This window comes from Leptolyngbya sp. CCNP1308, assembly GCF_034932455.1.
GTDB lineage: Bacteria > Cyanobacteriota > Cyanobacteriia > Phormidesmidales > Phormidesmidaceae > Nodosilinea.
In genome coordinates this window covers 1-16907 of the sequence record NZ_JAYGIH010000009.1, presented here as the reverse complement: position 1 = coordinate 16907, position 16907 = coordinate 1, and the positions used below count along the sequence as shown (strand labels likewise).

15 protein-coding genes are annotated in these 16907 nt (G+C 50.0%); 2 read left to right on the top strand and 13 right to left on the bottom strand.

Annotation, left to right across the window (positions count from 1 at the left end; translation table 11 throughout):
- Positions 1-4 precede the first annotated feature (4 nt).
- On the bottom strand, positions 5-964 hold the full coding sequence (locus VB780_RS06065) for a CIA30 family protein (RefSeq protein WP_323350249.1): 960 nt from the start codon (positions 962-964) through the stop codon (positions 5-7).
- Positions 965-1485: 521 nt separating this feature from the next.
- Here VB780_RS06065 and VB780_RS06060 point away from each other — a divergent pair.
- A complete protein-coding gene (locus VB780_RS06060) occupies positions 1486-2769 on the top strand; it encodes a glycosyltransferase family 4 protein (protein WP_323350248.1) in 1284 nt (427 codons plus the stop codon).
- A gap of 59 nt (positions 2770-2828) precedes the next feature.
- On the opposite strand, the gene VB780_RS06055 is transcribed toward VB780_RS06060, so the two are convergent.
- The 3 genes from VB780_RS06055 to VB780_RS06045 all read right to left on the bottom strand — a co-directional run bounded on the left by VB780_RS06055 (position 2829) and on the right by VB780_RS06045 (position 4851).
- The gene (locus tag VB780_RS06055) at positions 2829-3239 is read right to left on the bottom strand and encodes a biopolymer transporter ExbD (protein WP_323350247.1); all 411 of its coding nucleotides are present in this window, start codon (positions 3237-3239) and stop codon (positions 2829-2831) included.
- Between the two features lie 6 nt (positions 3240-3245).
- On the bottom strand, positions 3246-3938 hold the full coding sequence (locus tag VB780_RS06050; RefSeq protein ID WP_323350246.1) for a MotA/TolQ/ExbB proton channel family protein: 693 nt from the start codon (positions 3936-3938) through the stop codon (positions 3246-3248).
- A gap of 127 nt (positions 3939-4065) precedes the next feature.
- Complete coding sequence (locus VB780_RS06045; RefSeq protein ID WP_323350245.1) at positions 4066-4851, bottom strand: DUF4333 domain-containing protein; 786 nt, start codon at positions 4849-4851, stop codon at positions 4066-4068.
- 100 nt (positions 4852-4951) lie between these two features.
- Here VB780_RS06045 and VB780_RS06040 point away from each other — a divergent pair, with 100 nt between their 5' ends.
- Complete coding sequence (locus tag VB780_RS06040; RefSeq protein ID WP_323350244.1) at positions 4952-6463, top strand: UbiD family decarboxylase; 1512 nt, start codon at positions 4952-4954, stop codon at positions 6461-6463.
- 329 nt (positions 6464-6792) lie between these two features.
- Here the strand turns inward: VB780_RS06040 and VB780_RS06035 are convergent, their stop codons facing one another.
- The 9 genes from VB780_RS06035 to VB780_RS05995 form a co-directional block, all read right to left on the bottom strand.
- Positions 6793-7986, bottom strand: coding sequence for a glycosyltransferase (locus VB780_RS06035; protein ID WP_323350243.1), 1194 nt, complete (start codon positions 7984-7986; stop codon positions 6793-6795).
- A 1-nt stretch (position 7987) separates the two neighbouring features.
- Positions 7988-9166 carry a glycosyltransferase gene (locus VB780_RS06030; RefSeq protein ID WP_323350242.1) on the bottom strand — a complete coding sequence of 393 codons (1179 nt, stop codon included), beginning with the start codon at positions 9164-9166 and terminating at the stop codon, positions 7988-7990.
- Between the two features lie 160 nt (positions 9167-9326).
- A complete protein-coding gene (locus VB780_RS06025; RefSeq protein ID WP_323350241.1) occupies positions 9327-10358 on the bottom strand; it encodes a glycosyltransferase family 4 protein in 1032 nt (343 codons plus the stop codon).
- A gap of 181 nt (positions 10359-10539) precedes the next feature.
- Entirely contained in the window at positions 10540-11958 is a 1419-nt protein-coding gene (locus VB780_RS06020; protein ID WP_323350240.1) for a hypothetical protein, read from the bottom strand.
- Positions 11955-12977, bottom strand: a complete 1023-nt coding sequence (locus VB780_RS06015) for a glycosyltransferase (RefSeq protein WP_323350239.1) — start codon at positions 12975-12977, stop codon at positions 11955-11957. Before VB780_RS06015 ends, VB780_RS06020 begins: the two co-directional genes overlap by 4 nt.
- 33 nt (positions 12978-13010) lie before the next feature.
- On the bottom strand, positions 13011-13919 hold the full coding sequence (locus tag VB780_RS06010) for an FkbM family methyltransferase (RefSeq protein WP_323350238.1): 909 nt from the start codon (positions 13917-13919) through the stop codon (positions 13011-13013).
- Positions 13920-13991: 72 nt separating this feature from the next.
- Entirely contained in the window at positions 13992-14699 is a 708-nt protein-coding gene (locus VB780_RS06005) for a class I SAM-dependent methyltransferase (protein WP_323350237.1), read from the bottom strand.
- The gene (locus VB780_RS06000) at positions 14696-15766 is read right to left on the bottom strand and encodes a hypothetical protein (protein ID WP_323350236.1); all 1071 of its coding nucleotides are present in this window, start codon (positions 15764-15766) and stop codon (positions 14696-14698) included. The genes VB780_RS06005 and VB780_RS06000 overlap by 4 nt, the downstream gene beginning before the upstream one ends.
- Before the next feature lie 52 nt (positions 15767-15818).
- Positions 15819-16730 (bottom strand): glycosyltransferase family 2 protein, encoded by a 912-nt coding sequence (locus VB780_RS05995; protein ID WP_323350235.1) that lies wholly within the window; start codon positions 16728-16730, stop codon positions 15819-15821.
- Positions 16731-16907 lie beyond the last annotated feature (177 nt).

Sequence of the window (16907 nt, the reverse complement as noted above, 5' to 3'; positions counted from 1 at the left end):
CCCCTCAACCGAGGATCTCAAAAATCGTATTTATTGCCGCTGGATTAACCTCCGGCGGCAGGTTTTTATTGGCCCCAATCACCGCAAACTCCTGTCCCTGAGGAATCACCCCAGTCAGCCCCGCCTCCGCCAGAGGCTGGCTCAAGTCTTCTGTACCCTGGAGAATTACCACCACAGGCTTTGGCCCTTGGCGGTAAACCCCGAGACTCTGCACCGTTAGCCCAAAGGATCCGGCATTAAAGGCTGGGTTCAGCTCACCGTCGTACTCAAACTTGCTCAGCATCAGCTGCATCGAATACAGCTGCGTCGGGTTCAGCGGGCTGGCATCGGGTACGGTGCGGGCGCGGCGGGTCGCCACCATCTCTCGAAATGATGTTCTAATCAGGCTTGGTAAAGTGGTATCCGTATCGAAGGATCGACAATAGGCCAAGCTATCCCAGCCGGAGTCGTCGCGCAAAATCCACTTATAGCGCTGGCCATCGCCCTGGACTTGAAGTACTGTGCCCTGCCACTGACCTAGATTCAGCGGTGGCTCAATGTTGCGGGTGCGTATAGAGGCGAAGCCACCGCTGTTGGCTGTAGAGACCTTTCCCACAAACCGTAGCCCTTCCTGCCACTGCACCTGGCTGGTGCTGACTCCCCCCATTACCCCATCGTCTAAGCTGCCCCACAGAGCCTCTACCGCTGGGTCAGGCTGGCGAAATTCTATCAGGATCGCCTGTTGATAGATCATCCTGTGCTGCAACTGCTCAAGTAGGGACTTAATGCCCAATTCATCGCAAACCACCAGGGGTATATTGACCAGGGCTTGATCGGGTTCTAAGGTCTCGGTAGTAACTCCGTAGCCCAAAGCAGCCAACCCTTGAATCAGAGCAGGTGATTTCTCTGCTGCCTCTGCCAGGAGCCATAGCCGCTGCTTTGGGGGTGCTGGTACTAAACTGCTGGTGTCTAAAGTTTCTGTCATTGCGATACCTGAGTCGGTCATGCCGGGCAACCAGCGCAACCCCTGACTAAGAGGGCCGGCGACTTCGAAGTGAACTAGGGTTTTTAGCAGCCTTATAGGATTCCAAACCATGGTAGAAATTGGCAAAATAACGTTTGCAAAGCACTAAATGTGACAGAACGGGTCGCATTTAGCGGCCATTTTTCTGTGAATTTACCCATTAACCCATCTGGCTTCCCTGGGTATGCTGAACTTATTGATGACTAGGCTATTAAACGAGCGATTGACCTGTGGTTTTGACCATCGTTAATCGATGGGGGGTAGACTTACAAGCTAAAGCTTTTTTGAGGTGAGATGGGCAATACATCAATATTTGATGAATGTGGCCCCAATGCTTCCGGATACCGGCACTCACTCTCAGTCTAGTAGAAGCAAGCCACCGAGGGTTAGGGCACAAACCGGCCTTGACCCAGCCTTAACCCTAGTCATTTTTTGCCCAACACAGCTGTTGTGTACGTGGTTTTCTGGAGCAGGCGCGGTTCATGCGAATTCTAATTTATTCTTATAATTACTACCCTGAGCCCATCGGCATTGCGCCACTGATGACCGAGCTAGCAGAAGGGCTAGTCGCCAGAGGGCACCAGGTGCGAGTGGTAACCGCCATGCCCAACTACCCAGAGCGCACTATTTATCCTGATTATCGCGGGCAACTCTACGCCACCGAGGAGCGCAATGGCGTCATGATTCAGCGCTGCTTTGTGCTGACTAATGCCAGGCGGGGTCTGGTGAGTCGGCTGCTGCTAGAGTCGAGCTTTATTGCCCTCAGCCTCTGGCCCGCCCTGCGGGGGTGGCGACCCGATATCATTCTCAACGCCAGCCCGTCTTTGCCGGCTTGCCTGCCGGTGGCTGCCCTCAAGCTGCTGTTTCAGTGCCCCAGCGTGCTAAACCTGCAAGATATTTTGCCGGAGGCTGCGGTTCAGACGGGGCTGCTGACCAACCCCTGGGCGATTCGCCTGTTTGAGGTGCTAGAGAAGTTTGCCTACCAGAATGCTACGCGCATCACTGTCATTGCCCAGGGCTTTCGGGACAACCTGTTGGCTAAAGGGGTCGCTGACACCAAAATGGTACCCATTTCCAACTGGGTAGATGTCGAATTTATTGCACCTCGGCCCCAGGGCAGCAGTGAGTTTCGCCGCCGCCACGGGCTGCAAAACAAATTCGTGGTGCTCTATACCGGCAATATTGCTGAGACCCAGGGAGTCCGGACGGCGGTTCGATCGGCTCAGGCGCTCAGCGCTTACCCCGATATTCAAATGGTGATTGTGGGCGAAGGTAAGCAGCTAGAGGCGTTAGATCGCTTTCGCCAGCAGCTGGGGTTGACGAATGTGTCGCTGCTGCCCTTTGTGCCCCGCGCTGAACTGCCCGATATGCTGGCTGCGGCCGATGTGGGGCTGATCTTGCAGAAGCACGGCGTGGTGGGCTTTAACATGCCCTCTAAAACCCAGGTACTGCTGGCTAGCGGACGGCCAATTCTCGCTTCTGTGCCAGCCCACGGCACGGCGGCCCAGGCGGTGTTGGCCAGCGGTGGCGGCCTAGTCGTGGAACCCGAAAACCCTACGGCCCTCGCCAAGGGGATTCTTGAACTGTACCATCATCCCGAAATGGCGCAGCTGCTGGCTCGTCGCGGGCGGCAGTATGCTCTGGAGCACTACTCGGCTAAGCGGGCAATCGATCGCTACGAGGCGCTGTTCTATGCCCTAGTGGCACCCCAGCGGTGGCCATTAGAAGGTGAGGCGGTGCTGGCGCTACAGTCGGCGCGCGAGTAGGTAAATGGCGGGGACGGATGGGCTTGGCTAAACCAATCGATTGCTCTCCGCTGGGATGGCTATTCTTCGATCGCTAGGGAAACTCGGTTGCCCCCGACGGCGCGCATTTCGCCTAGAAACTGCATCACCTGCTCGTAGGGCAGGTCTTGAGCGGGCAGCAGAAAAACGATGTTTTCGGGGTTGCGGGCCAGGTAGGCGGTCATCTGCCCCTTGAGTGTTTCAACATCGGTGGGCTGGCCGTTGAGCTGCACTTGCCCCTCAGCCAGAAGCTCTACGATAAATGGGTCGGCGGGTAGAGCGGCGGGAGAGTTATCGGGCTGCTCGGCAGGCAATTGGACATCAATTAGTGTCTCACTGCCTAGGGTCATGGTAATCATGACGAAGAAGGCCAAAATTCCCATCATGACCGTCAGCATCGGCACGAGGTCGACCTGAGGTGGCGGTGGGCTGAACCGAGATTTAAAGCGCATATAGGGTTAGAGGCGATCGCCGCTGCCGATAAATTCTCCTCGGTGGGCAGGGTCGGTTGCCAAGAGGGTGGGCTCATACCAATACTGGCGGTAGATGAGTTCTAGCTCATTGCCAGCGTCGGAAAAGTAGTCAACTTGCTGGGCTTGGAGGGTCACCAAGACGCGAAAAATCAGCAGCGCCAGAATGGCAACGATCATGCCTGCTGCGGTGGTAATCAGCGCTTCGCCGATACCGGCGGCGGCGGCGGTGGCCTGCTCCCCCGTGCCGCCGCCGCCAATGTTGAGGTTGCCGAAGGTGGCAATCAGGCCGGTGACCGTTCCTAACAGGCCCAGCAGCGGGGCGACGGCCACGACGGTTTCTAGGAGCTTATCGCCCTTGCGCATTTTGACAAATTCGCGATCGCCTGCGGTTTCCATCGCCAGCCGAAAGGTGTCGGGGGAGGGCTGCTTGAGCCGCAGGGGGGCCAGCAAAAACCGGCCGATGGGCAGGTCTTGGGATTGGGCTGCGATCGCGGCAGCCTGACTCAAATCGCGGCGCGAGGCATCGAGCACCTCAGCTACGACCTGGTCTTCGCGGCGCAGGAGTTTGGTCCAAAACAGGGTGCGCTCTAGGGCTGTAGCAATGGTGAGCACCGAGCACCCCATAATGGGCACCATTACTGGCCCACCCTTGGCCAAAAAGTCGAGAACAGTCGTCATAGCCCAGCCCTAACCTCGATTTGGTTTGCTCGTTGGTCTCTCTTTTACGATAAGCCTACCGAAAGCGGTTGTCCCAGAAATTAAAGAATGGGAATTGCCGCCTTAAGGAAATATTAAGTGGCCTGACCTAGTCGTCGCGAACGTAGGGACGGGTGATGGATCGTCCTGTAGGCCCGGTCACCGCAGCGGATGTGGTCGTGGCGGCTGCCCCTGGAGCATTGGCCTGGGGTGCGGCGGCGGCACCAGGGGCAGATGGGCTGCCTGGGGCCGAGGTCTGCATCTCCTGCCAGCTGAGATTGCCGTCGGCGTCGATGCTGACCAAGACCGCGGTGATGGTGCTGGTGTCGGTAGTCACGTCCCCTACGACCTGGCACTCAAAGCGATCGCCGGGCTGATTCACCCGGTAGGTGGCGCTGCCGCAGTCAATCTGGGCGCGCTTGCCGTAGGCCTGGGAGAGCCCCTGCTGAATGCTGTCTTCGACCTTAGGCAAATTGAGCAGCGCTTTAGAATTGGGCACCTCCCAGGTGACATTGCCCTGGGAGTCTTGCTGGGTGACGTTAATCGTAAACGTACCTTCAGGGTCTACCTCGCCGACGCAGCGAAAGTAGGCCTCTGCCTGGCGCTTCACATCCCCTGGGCAGAGCACGGTCTTGAGCGAGAGGCGGCGGCCCTGCCGTTCAATATCAGCCTTAATCGCGCCCTCGACCGCAGCGGTGTCGAGCCGACTGCCGCAGGCCGCCAAACCCAGCGCTAGGGGCCAGATTAAATACTGAGACAATCGCGGAATGCGCCTTTGCATTGGGCCACAGAATCCTTTGAGCAGTTGCAGTTGCCAGGGGCAATACCCCGATTGTGCCAGGAAGCTGGTGCGATCGCATGCTGTCTCCACTACCTCCTTCACGATCTCCGTCATGACCTCAGTGACCCAAAGAATCAGGCGAGCCTCTCCAGACTGGTCCCCCGCTCTACCATAATGAAGGTGGCCTTAACACTCGTTCACAAACCCTTTTCCTATGGCAAACGATCTACAGCAGTTTCTCACTCTTCTGGAACAGCGAGGCCAGCTGCGCCGCATTACAGCCCCCGTTAGCCCAGAGCTAGAGATTGCCGAGATCGCCAACCGGCTGCTGCTGGGGGGCGGCCCGGCCCTGCTGTTTGAGAATGTGCAGGGTGCGACTATGCCTTTGGCCATCAATGTGCTGGGCACCGTCGAGCGAGTGTGCTGGGCCATGGGCATGGAGCACCCCGCCGAACTCGAAACCCTGGGCGAAAAGCTGGCGCTGCTCTACCAGCCCCGCCCGCCCAAGCAGTTTTCCCAGGCCATCGATCTCGGAAAAGCGCTGTTTGACGTGGTCAAAGCCAAGCCCATGCGCGATCTGCTCCCCCCCTGCCAGCAGGTGGTGCTTAAAGACGACGCGGTTGACCTCAACCAAATTCCCCTGCTGCGGGTCTACCCCGGCGACGCCGACAAGGTGATTACCCTGGGGCTAATGATTACCAAAGACCCGGAAACCCACATCCCCAATGTGGGGGTCTATCGACTTCAGCTGCAGTCGAAAAATACGGCGACGGTGCAGTGGCTCTCGGTGCGGGGCTGTAGTCGCCACCTGCGCAAAGCCGCTGAGCTGGGCAAAAATCTGGAGGTGGCGATCGCGATCGGCGTCCACCCCCTAGTCATTCTCGCGGCGGCGACTCCGCTGCCCATCGACCTTTCGGAGTGGCTGTTTGCTGGGCTCTACGCTGGCAAAGGGCTCAGCCTGGCCAAGTGCAAAACCGTTGATTTGGAAGTCCCCGCCCAGTCTGAAATTGTGCTGGAGGGCACCATCACCCCCGGTGAAACCGCCGTCGATGGCCCTGCGGGCGACCACATCGGCTACTACGGCGGCGTCAACGAAGCCGCGCCGCTGCTGCGCTTCCACTGCCTCACCCACCGCAAAAATCCGATCTACATGACCACCTTTAGCGGCAGGCCACCGAAGGAAGACGCCATGATGGCGATCGCCCTCAACCGCATCTACAACCCGATCCTGCGCCAGCAGGTGCCCGAAATTCAGGATTTCTTCTTACCGATGGAAGGGCTGAGCTACAAGGCCGCCGTGCTCTCTATCGAAAAGTCGTACCCTGGCCAGGCCAAGCGCGCCGCCCTCGCCTTTTGGTCGGCCCTGCCCCAATTCAGCTACACCAAATTTGTCATCGTTGTCGATAAGTCAATTAACATTCGCGACCCCCGCCAGGTGATGTGGGCCGTGACTTCAAAGGTAGACCCGGTGCGCGACGTGTTTATTTTGCCTAACAATCCCTTTGATAAGCTCGACTTTGCCACCGAAAAGCCCGGACTCGGCAGCCGTATGGGTATCGACGCCACCACTAAGGTCTACCCCGAAACCGATCGCCCCTGGAGCGAAGAGCTGACCCCGGATCCTGACACCGCAGCGCTGGTGGATCGTCGGTGGACTGAGTACGGTCTCAGCGATCTAAATCTGGGCGATGTCGATCCAAATTTGTTTGGCTATGACCTGCACTGACGGACGAAAAAGTAATAGTATGGTGCGCGCTTCGATTGCGGTGCTGTTTGGGCTTGGGCTTTGGGGAGTTTTGTTAGTCTGGAGCCCTAATTCCTTGGCCAGTATTCTTTGTCGGAATTTAGAGGGGCAGCAAGTCTGTATTGAAACGATCAAGCGCAGTGCTAAATACGTCTGGGAGTATCGAGTGGTTGTTAGCGTTGATGGCAAAAGCCGACCCGTTAAACGCTACGATTGCCGACCGAGTACCGACTCTGACCGAGAGCCAGCGATGCCCTATTCCGAAGCCGCTCTACGACAATTTATTTGCGATCGCGTTATCCACTGAGACCTCAAGATCGAGAGGCAAATGATAGCGGCTGGCCCGTCAGAATTTCATCGTAGGACTGGCTCAGCTTGTGTGCGATCGCAGGCCAACTGTACTTCGCTGCGGCCAACTGTTGACCGTTATGACCTAGCTGGGTGCTTAAATCAGGATCGCAAAGCAGCTGAGATAGAGCATTGCTCCACGCATCTAAATCATCAGAAATTACTAATCCCGCTTGGGCGGCTGAGATGTCGGTGGCGATTTGGACCTCGGGGGTAACCACAACGGGTAGACCAGCGCCTAGGGCCTCCGCTACAGCGATGCCGAAGTTTTCTGAATAGGACGGCAGAGCAAAGAGATTAGATCCTTGCAACAGCAAGTCTTTGTCTGAACCAGAGACAAAACCAGTAAACGTAACGCTGTGGGCAATATTTAGGGTGTTGGTTAACGTCTTTAGGCGATCGCAGTAGTTTGCATCCCCAGAACCGGCTAGCAAAAGATGATAGCCGTGAGATTGGGGGGCAAGTTGAGCAAAGGCACGCAGCAGAAAATCGGGACGTTTTTTTTCGTGCAGGCGCGATAGAAATAAAATGATTTTGCAGTTGGTTGGAAGGGAGTAGCGATCGCGTAACTTAGCTGCTGCATCAGCGATAATAAGTGCAGGATTAACCCCCAGGGGTAAAATCAGAGTAGGTGAACTGATCCCAAATCGTCGAGCGTCCTCAGCTTCTGCAGGGGTAGTGCAGTGAATAGCGGCTGCTCGATTGAGAATAGATCGTTCTATAAAACGACCATAAATCTGTTTTTTAAACCTGCTTTGCTGAAGCGCCCAGGGAGTTAATTGGCCAATTGTGCTTGAAATATAGGGAATTTGACGGTGCTGGGCTAGTCTTCCAGCCACAGTAGGCGCGTAGCAAAACAAATAGTGGTTGTGAACGATGTCGTATTTGTCTAAATGGTTAACCATCCACCGAGTCAACCCCATGGATGGAATAAACGCTTTGAGCCGAGCTAAACGCGGAAAAAACCAGACTGGCACGCCCTCGTAGTCAACTCGTTGCGCGATTGGCACGTCTAGCAACCCGGCTTCATCGTCATTGGTAGTAGCTATTTCGGCATCAATCCCCACATCTCGTAGCGCACGAACAATATTGAGGGCAACCTGAGTCGGTCCACCTAGCTTGTAGCTCAAAGACGGCAGTACATGAAGAACTCTCATGTTAAAGCGTCACTAAATTAGATTCTTTAAGTAGGGCTAGGAGATTAGCCTGAAAACGCCTAAAGCCGTAAATTTCATCGACCCTTTGCCGTAGAGCTTCAGCCTGATAAAGAATAGGGTGTGACGATTTACCCTGGAGTATTTCGATTAGCACGTAGGCGATTTCATCCACATTATCAGGATCGACTAGAATTCCCAACTCGCCATGGCAAAGGGCGTCAATAGCACCATCTTGGTTGCCCCCCATGACGGGCTTGCCACAGGCAAGAGCCTCAAGGTAAACGATGCCAAAACCTTCACCTTTACTCGGCATCGCGAAGACATCACAAAGGTTGTAGTAATCGCAGATTTCTTGATCGGAAACAAATCCTGCCAGCGTCACATAATTTTTCAGTCCAAGGGAATCAATTAACGCCTCAACTCGAGGCCGATCACTTCCCTTCCCAACCAAAACATAGTGGATGTTAGGTATTTTTTGCCGCATCAAAGGAATAGCCCTGATTACTTGATCATAGCCTTTGTACTGTTCGTCATCAGCCAGACGGGCAACCGTCAGAATTATGGGTTGACTAGCCTTGAGGCTATATTTAGTAAGTAAATAACTAGGCTTCGGTTTAATTTGGAAACGATCAGTATCAAACGTGACTGGCAAAAGCGAAATATTCTTAAACGGTAAGCCCTGTTCTTTTATGAGGCGATCGCGAGTATATCCACTGATGGAGATCACTTTTTCCGCTGCCTGTAAAGCTCGACGTCGAAGAGAATCTTCAATATTCCAAGCATCGACACCATATACTAAAATCCAGTACGGAACTCCTAAGAGGCGATGCAGCAAGTATGCAACGGGAGCAAAATTGAGATGTCCGCATACAATTAATTCAGGTCGCTGTTGCCAAGAAGTCGTCAAAGCGTTTAGTGTAAAAGCCGGTGTTTGAAATACCTTAGGCAATTGACCATTAAACTTAAATGAGAAGTAGCTTGCCTTAAACAAATCCTGTGGCTTTTTGGAGTCAAGCTTATTCAAGACAACTACATCATCTAAAGTAATATCCTTTTGTTCATGCAAATCATCAAGTGCAGCTAGAACATCGCATAAGTAAGCCTGGATTCCACCCTTGAATTCAAAAAGATTAGGCACCCAAATTTGAATTGAGCTGCTAGAACTTGAATCTTTAGTCATATGATTTTATTGATTTTTGCTGCTGGGAAGCTGATTGACTGACAAAAGTTCTAATGTATGTTGGCGTTGAGCGAAGCGAAACCCAACACCAGTAATAGTTTTGTTGGGTTTCGCTAACGCTGACCTAACCTACGGCAGAACAAGGGTTTCAGGAGTTTTGTCAGTCAACCAGGGGAAGTAGCTTTTTGATTTTATCGGTTAGTTTTTGCTGATAGGCGATCCAAGTGAAAGCCTCGGCTTTTTTTCGAGCAGCTAGCCCCATTTTTGCTAGTTCTTTAGGATGTTGATGACACCACGCTAATTTCTCCTGAAGTGTATTGGAGTCACGAATAGGTACAATGAACCCGTCAACTCCCTCGGTGATCAGATCAAGGCCAGCAGCGTTAGGAGTAGTTATTACAGGAATTCCACAGGCCATGGCTTCAAGCTGGACAAGCCCAAACCCCTCCACTAGAGACGGAAACACAAAAATATTGGCGCTGCAATAATATTGATTCAGACTGGCATGAGGTACGCTAGTTTGGTAATTGATATAATCCTGGTGTGATCTCAACCAGCCTAGTGGAAATTCATCAATGCCTACTAGTTTTAACTCAGAATCGTTAAGTCTAAGCTTTTTCCATGCCTCCAATAAATAGTGAACACCTTTGCGAGGGCCAACTCGACCCACAAACAAGGCTCGAAACTTTTTATCACGCTTAGGCTGGGGCTTAAAGTAGTCAATGGGTGCACCGTAGGGCACGACTGAAATGCGCTCTGAAGCTATTCCTGCATCTAGTAGTGATTGACGCGTTGTAGTAGAGGGTACAAAAATATGATCGGCCAAAGCAACTTCCTGGTCTTTTCGCTCTAACTTCCACTTAGGCTCACTGATAGCCTGCAAAGAAGACGCAAACTCAGGAAATCGATCGGCCTCATCTTGCTGAATCTGCCGACTGGTGCGGTGAAAAGCGATGGGTAACTCATAAAAGCAGCGTATACCTCTTTGCTTAGCCGCTTGAAACGTAGTCGCTGCACCATCTTCATAAGCGTAAATCGCATCAAGTTTGTTAAGATGCTGCTGCGCAACGTGGCGATCGAGGGAAGCGTATACTGCGTCTATGGGGCCCTGTTGTCCTAATCCTAATTTAGAGCTTAATCCCGACTTGACTAAACAGACTCTAAGGGCCTCTCTCCATGGATGAGTTCTCATAATGGAGCCCCTTGGTGCCATCCACGTACGCCGTTCGAGTTCTTGACTCAGGGGGAATGCAAGGGAACGAGGTAGTCGTTGAACAGTTTGAGCTAGACTGCCCTTGGGATTATAGGCGACGGTTGTAATAATTTCGTGGAGCAGATTTGCCTCGGCTAGTGCGATCGCCGCATTGCGAGAATTAGGATTGCTGGTTGGATGTACCAGGGAAATACGTCGGTTGACCATAAAGAAGATTAGGTGTTTGCGCCTGCTGCCATTGGTTTACCCGCTCTAAATAGGGAAGCAAAAAGATAAAACCGTAGAAAAACCAGTGATAGACGTTAGCGGTATGGTTATAGACCATCTGAGCAATAAAAGTCACGCCCTGATAGACAAATACACTCAGGGCAAGCTGGCGCAAAAATGGATGAGTAAGCTGGAGAGAAACTCTAAATAGGGTGAAAAGCAGTACTAGCCGCAGGCCGTACCAAAGGACGAAACCTAGAGGCCCAACCTCTAGGCCAATGCGACCCATTTCATTTTCAAAATAGACTGGAATAAGTTCCCCTGGAGGAAGCTGAAACGCCCGACGAAGAATGCCGTTAGCCTGAAATGTAGCCCCTAAACCATAGCCATCTAAACCTTTAAGATAAAAATTATCAAAAGGCTGAGTAAAAGGGCTTAAGATGCGATTAGTGACGCTGTCATTAGCATTTTCGACCCGGTTCCAAAATGAATCAAAGGCCAGTCGTCCACCTTGGGAAACTGCCAAAAAACTTATTATGCCCGGCAGAACCAACTTACGTGCGCTAACGGAGAAGCTAGAGAAACTGGTTAGAGCTAACAGTATCCCATAGCCACCGATCAGCAGCACAGAACCAAAAACAAGGCCGCGAGAACCGGTCATAAATGAAGTGACTGCAATCAGGCCTCCTTCAGTTAAAGTTAAAAGCTGCCACAGGCGGGGCTGAGGACGGGAGATTACGGGCAGCAACAGACATAGACAGGTTAATAGATAAGTTGCATAACCTGCCAAATAAGAAAAAGTACCCGTTACTCTGACTGTGTTTAATCCAGAACTTACTACCGCCGGCCCATCCTCGCCCCAGGCATAGACGTTGAGAGGGCTAGTAGGAGGGCTAAAGAATTGAGCAATGGCTAAAATACCCACTGGAATCAGTAATAGTAGATAATTGCGAATAAATCGATATAGCTCTTCCTCAGTGCTAAACATCTGAGGCACCATCCAAATAAGAGGTACGTAGAGAAAATAGCTTTTGAAGCCAAATAGACCAATCACTGGTGAGCCCAAGCTTGGGTTAAAAGCTTGTATCCCTCCCCAAACTGCCATACAACTGACCAGTATCAAAATAAAAGGCTTCTGGGTAAACAGTCGGGTCTGAACTGGAGACAGCAAAAAATATCGTAAATAAGCGCCAATTAAAACAAAATCCTTGAGGAAATAGATAAACTGACTCGCTTGGGGAAGCACCCACTTTCTCAATGCCCCTTCGAGCACCACTAAGATCAGAACCGCTCTTACAGACCGCTGCCAGTTTTGGGCAGAAAGCAGCACTATAAAACTAGTGGCCAATAAGGCTATAAGAAGATTACTCATTGGTAAGCAGCCGCTAAAACTTGAAGATAGGCCTGAGCCACGGTCGTCGGTTGGTGCTTTGCTAAGTGACTAGGCGCATTAGCTCTGTAGTGAATTAGTAATTCGGGCTGAGTAAGCAGTTGGTAAAGCACTTGCCTCAGAGAAGCTTCATCACCATTAGGAAATGTAGTCCCGCAATTGCCAATGGCGTCTTTTAGCCCGCCTCCCGACGACCCAATGACGACGCAGCCACAGGCAATGCCTTCTAACGCTACAACCCCAAACGGCTCGTGCCAACGGGAGGGAACAACCAAAATTTGGTGTTCATTAAGTAGCTGAACTAACTCATTGCCAACTTTTGCCCCGACAAAATGAATCTGTTCATTGATCTGGAGCTTTTTGGCTTGTTGGCGTAAGACTTCATCATCTTCACCAGTGCCAATTATAGTTAGCTGAGGGTATAGATTGTTGTTCTTAAGGTTCGCTATGGCACTTAGCAGTAAATCTAAGCCTTTATCAGAGACCAAACGCCCTAGAAACACCAACTCTTTAAAGCGTGGAATTTCTGGAAGGTGGCGAAATAAGTCTTCACGATAAGGATTGGGAATTAGGGTAGATGGATAATTGAGGTGATCAGCAATAGATTGACTAATACTAATTGATGTGGCGAGCCTAACCATGCGGAGTTTTAGCCGAATCAACCAAGTAGGATGCTGTCCAGGATGCTGAATCCAGGTTTGGTGACGAATAACCCAGGGTGTTTGGGTGAGCCACAGTGCCCATACTTGTTTGAGAATAATGCCATTCTGGAAGCAAACATCGCTCCAGTGCATGAGTCTAAGCAACTGTGAGGCACTGGGCTGGCGCACAACTTCGAAAGGAAAGGCTTTTCCCCTGTCGTCGAAATTATTTCCTATAGTTTGGGTTATAACTTTGACGGTATGACCTAGTTTGACAAACTCCCGGGCAAAGATCTCAGCGTCAGTTTCACTGCCGCCTAAGCTTGGATAAAAATAAGTCGTGGATAGAAGAATTTTCACGGAAACATGCTTTACCAAAATAGCCGTATCAAATCAAAGTGCCGTATTTTTGAGACATTTCCAACCCAATGACTTGAATCGATCAAACACACGCTCAACGTTTTTTGTGGCTAGGTAACAAGGAGGCTCCCATGGATGAAAGCCTGCTGCCTGAGGTAGTACTAAACTAGGCTTGAGAAAATCTTTTGTAACCCTATATATGAAATATCCTTTTTCTTTCAAAAACTCAGAAACAGGATTTGGATAGGGTCGGTGCTCTTCGAAAAGAATGTCACGAATTCGATTTTCTTTCAGCAATTCTTCTGCACCCGATAGCACGCTTATTTCATGCCCCTCCACATCAATTTTTAAAAGCCCTATCGCGCGATTACTGAATAGTTTGTCTAAGGTATTAGTCTCAACTATAAGTTGCTGAACCGAGGAATAAGCAATCTCATCTGAGGAAGGCATAAGAGAAGCTGTGCCCTGGTTTAAGCCGAAGTTTATAGGTTCAAACAGCTGTGCTTGACCCAGCTTGTCAGAAATAGCCAGAGTGCTAGTTTCGATCTGAGTCCAGTTCTTTTCTGTAATCCAGCTTTGAACATTATTAGAAAGTCGTTGGTAGATGCTTGGATGAGGTTCAAAAGCAACAACTTTTCCTTCCAGGCCAACGCGATGGGCCATCAAACTGGTCATGTAGCCAATGTTTGCTCCCACATCAACGCAGGTTTCACCCTCGTCAATAATCCGCCAAAGTGTTTCTGAGACGCATAAATCATAGACTCCCATAGCGGAGATAGATCGTCCAATAACTTCTCCAGGAAAAGCGCTAATTTTAACTCCCCAGGGCAATTTGAAAGTTTCGGAGGCAGGAGATGCCTTAAATTTTAGTTTAAACCGTTTAACGATTTGATTGGGTTGAAAGAAGTATTCTGGACGATTGATTAAACTAATGATTCCCATACTTTAAAGTGTCTAGTATTTGTAATTTGGTTTTTATTAGAACTGCTTTCGGCAATGTGATTTCTATGGTATTTAAAGTTTGTTGGGTTTGTAAGTAACAGTCAGAATGTTATCGCTAAAGCGTAGTCCCCCCAAATAACCTAACGATAGACTCTGCCAGTGATGGCGAGTAAGTTTGGGGATTTTTCCAACATTAGTAAATGCAAATTTGGGCAAGCAAAAGCCTGCTTCACTCAATATGTGAGTGATGTCTTTTCGCACCAGGGCGGTGATGTGTGCAGGGTAGGATGAATCACCGAAGTCAACAAAATGTCCTTGCAGAATCAAGGCTAGGATTGCCCGCCAGCTCTCGTTGTTGGGGGTGCTAAATATTAGAAGACCACCGGGCTTAAGCAGTCGAAACCACTCTCGCACAGTGCCTCTAGGATTTTCGAGATGCTCAATAACTTCTGCGGAAACAATCACATCAAAGGTCTCGACTTCCAGGCTCAGCGGGTTATTGAGATCAGCCTGAATCCATTGAATGGCAGCATCAACAGTTTCAGGCCGGGGCTGTATATCGGCAGCGGTAATGGATTGGAATTGCTCTAAATTCAGCAGCCGTTGGGTTAGTAAGCCCTGTCCAGATCCCCAGTCCAGCACAGCTCCACTAGCTGAACAGTGCAGTAGTTCCCTCTCAAAGCAGGTATGGATGGTTTTGCTGCTGATGCCAGCGCTTGCTTCGGCAGCCTGTTGGCGATGTCGGTGCAGCGCTTCAGGCGTTAAGGCTGTCTGACTCATGGTTGTGCAAGTTCCAAATCTGATAGGAGCGTGTAGTAGGCTTTGGCTTGTGCCGATAAGTTGTGCAATTTATACCAGGCGTAGGCATGGTCTGCGATCGCCTGCATCAGTGCCATATTCTTTTTCTCAGTATTGTATTGATCTGGAAGTGCGTAATGCTTGCCAGGTTGTAACCCTTCTTCGGTAAGAAAAGCCATAGTAGCGCTGATTGGTATGACTCGGTGGGCACAGTACGCCGCGAAAATCCCGGATTTGCCAAGAAATGCAGGATGGTAGTTGAAGAAACCTGCGATCGAGTCGGAGAGAATGGCAGAAATCTCTTCACTGGAAAGGCAACCCGCAGCGGTAATTGGTACGTTACTTATCTCTGCTGGGAGCGAGTCGAGGGCTGGTCCAATATCGAAAATCTGTTGAATATTCAGGTGTCGGCAAATTTTTTGAATTTGTTCCAGTGAATCTTTGTAGACTTGGGAGCGTTTGCTACTACCCCCAAAAATGACGAGGCGACGGGTACGTTCAGATAAGCTGGAAGGATTCTGTAGTTCGCCTACATTTGAAAAGACAGGAAGTGACGGAATAGTCGCCAACCTTTCTGGAGCATAGCTTTGAAGCAACTCCGCATAGGAACGCCTGTTTGTAAGGATGCGATTGCTTAGACCAACTAATCTGATCGCTAGATTTCTTTGCGATGTAGAAAGCCAAAAAGCGCTAGTCCAAACTGGGCCAGAAGCAGAAACCTCATGAAACATTGTAATCAAATTTATCTCTGAATGCTGCCTTATCCAACTCTTTAAACCCTCGACTAACCAGAAAGGGCATCCACGCTTAGCATAGCCATAGCCTACGTAGTGCAATAGTATAATCTTCACAGAATGAACTCGGGCTAACTGATCAAATAACGCCTTTGCTGAGCATGTTGTAACTTTAGCGACGTTAAATCCTTCTAATTTATTATTGCCAACCCAAGTAGGATCTCCAATTATAAAATGAGTTTCAATATCAAAATCCGATCGAAGCTGACGAGATAAGCTAAGAGCATAATCACCCAAACCATCAACAGCAGGCAATAGGCGAGGAACAATAGAAATAATACATCTCAAACTATTTACCTTGGTAGGGCTATGATGCATATTTTGAGAGTTTATAAGATAAATATGGAAGTCCTACAGTTATGGGATTAAGCATGAGGCTTTTCAATAAAGTTGCTTTACTTGGGGTGTTTTTGCCAACCACGAACTGGGTTCCAAACAGGCTCTTCCATTCTCTGATGGATTCCTCTAGCCCCACATGGGCCATTGTCGAGCTTTTGTTTTGGCTGTAGCATCGAAAATAGCCTAGATAGTCATCTAACTTTAAAAAATGGCCATGCAAATATAATCGGCCAAAAAACTCTAAATCCATCGCGAACTGCAAGCTTTCTTTCAAAAGACCAATCTGCTCCATAGCTTCTCTTCGCCAAAAAGCAGTTTCTGATGAAATGTTGTAAGAGTTTGTCTTTGGCTCAAAGGATGACAAAGGCGAAAACCCTGTTACCTGGCTATTTTCGTTTAACAAAATTCGATTGCCATGCACTAAAGTACATGTTTTATTATGCCTAAAAGCCTGAGCTATTTTATTAAGTGCACCTCGTGCGTATAGATCGTCACTATTAACCCAACCAAGAATAGACCCAGTGCTTATTTTTAAGCCTTTATTGATCGCGTGTGCTTGTCCTTTATCTATCTCGCTTGCCCAGTAAGCAAGGTAGGGCTGATATTTTTTAATTATTTCGACGGAGTTGTCAGTGCTACCTCCATCAAGAATTATATATTCCAGATTTGGATACCCCTGAAGCAGCACGGATCTAATGGTCTCCTCTAAAAACTTTCCTTGGTTGTAGCTTGGAGTGACTATACTAATGCGCGGCCATTCTGAGGAATCAGACATGTAATTTGGTAGAGGCTTGCTGGCTTTAGACCACGGCCACCCTAATTTGTCGATTGGGGTCTTAGGCAGATCTTCTAATGTTAGACTGCGAGATCCAACGTTCATTTTGACTCGTTTATAAAGTATTGAACAGCTATCTCTACACAGAATAAATCTTAGAGGGTGTTTGAAAAGTTAGGGCTTGAGTAAAAAAGCTCACTCCGTATAAGTTGCAGATGAATGTCAGCAATGCCGGAGTGAGACGATGAGTAAAGACTACCCCAGCAACCTAACCCGAGACCA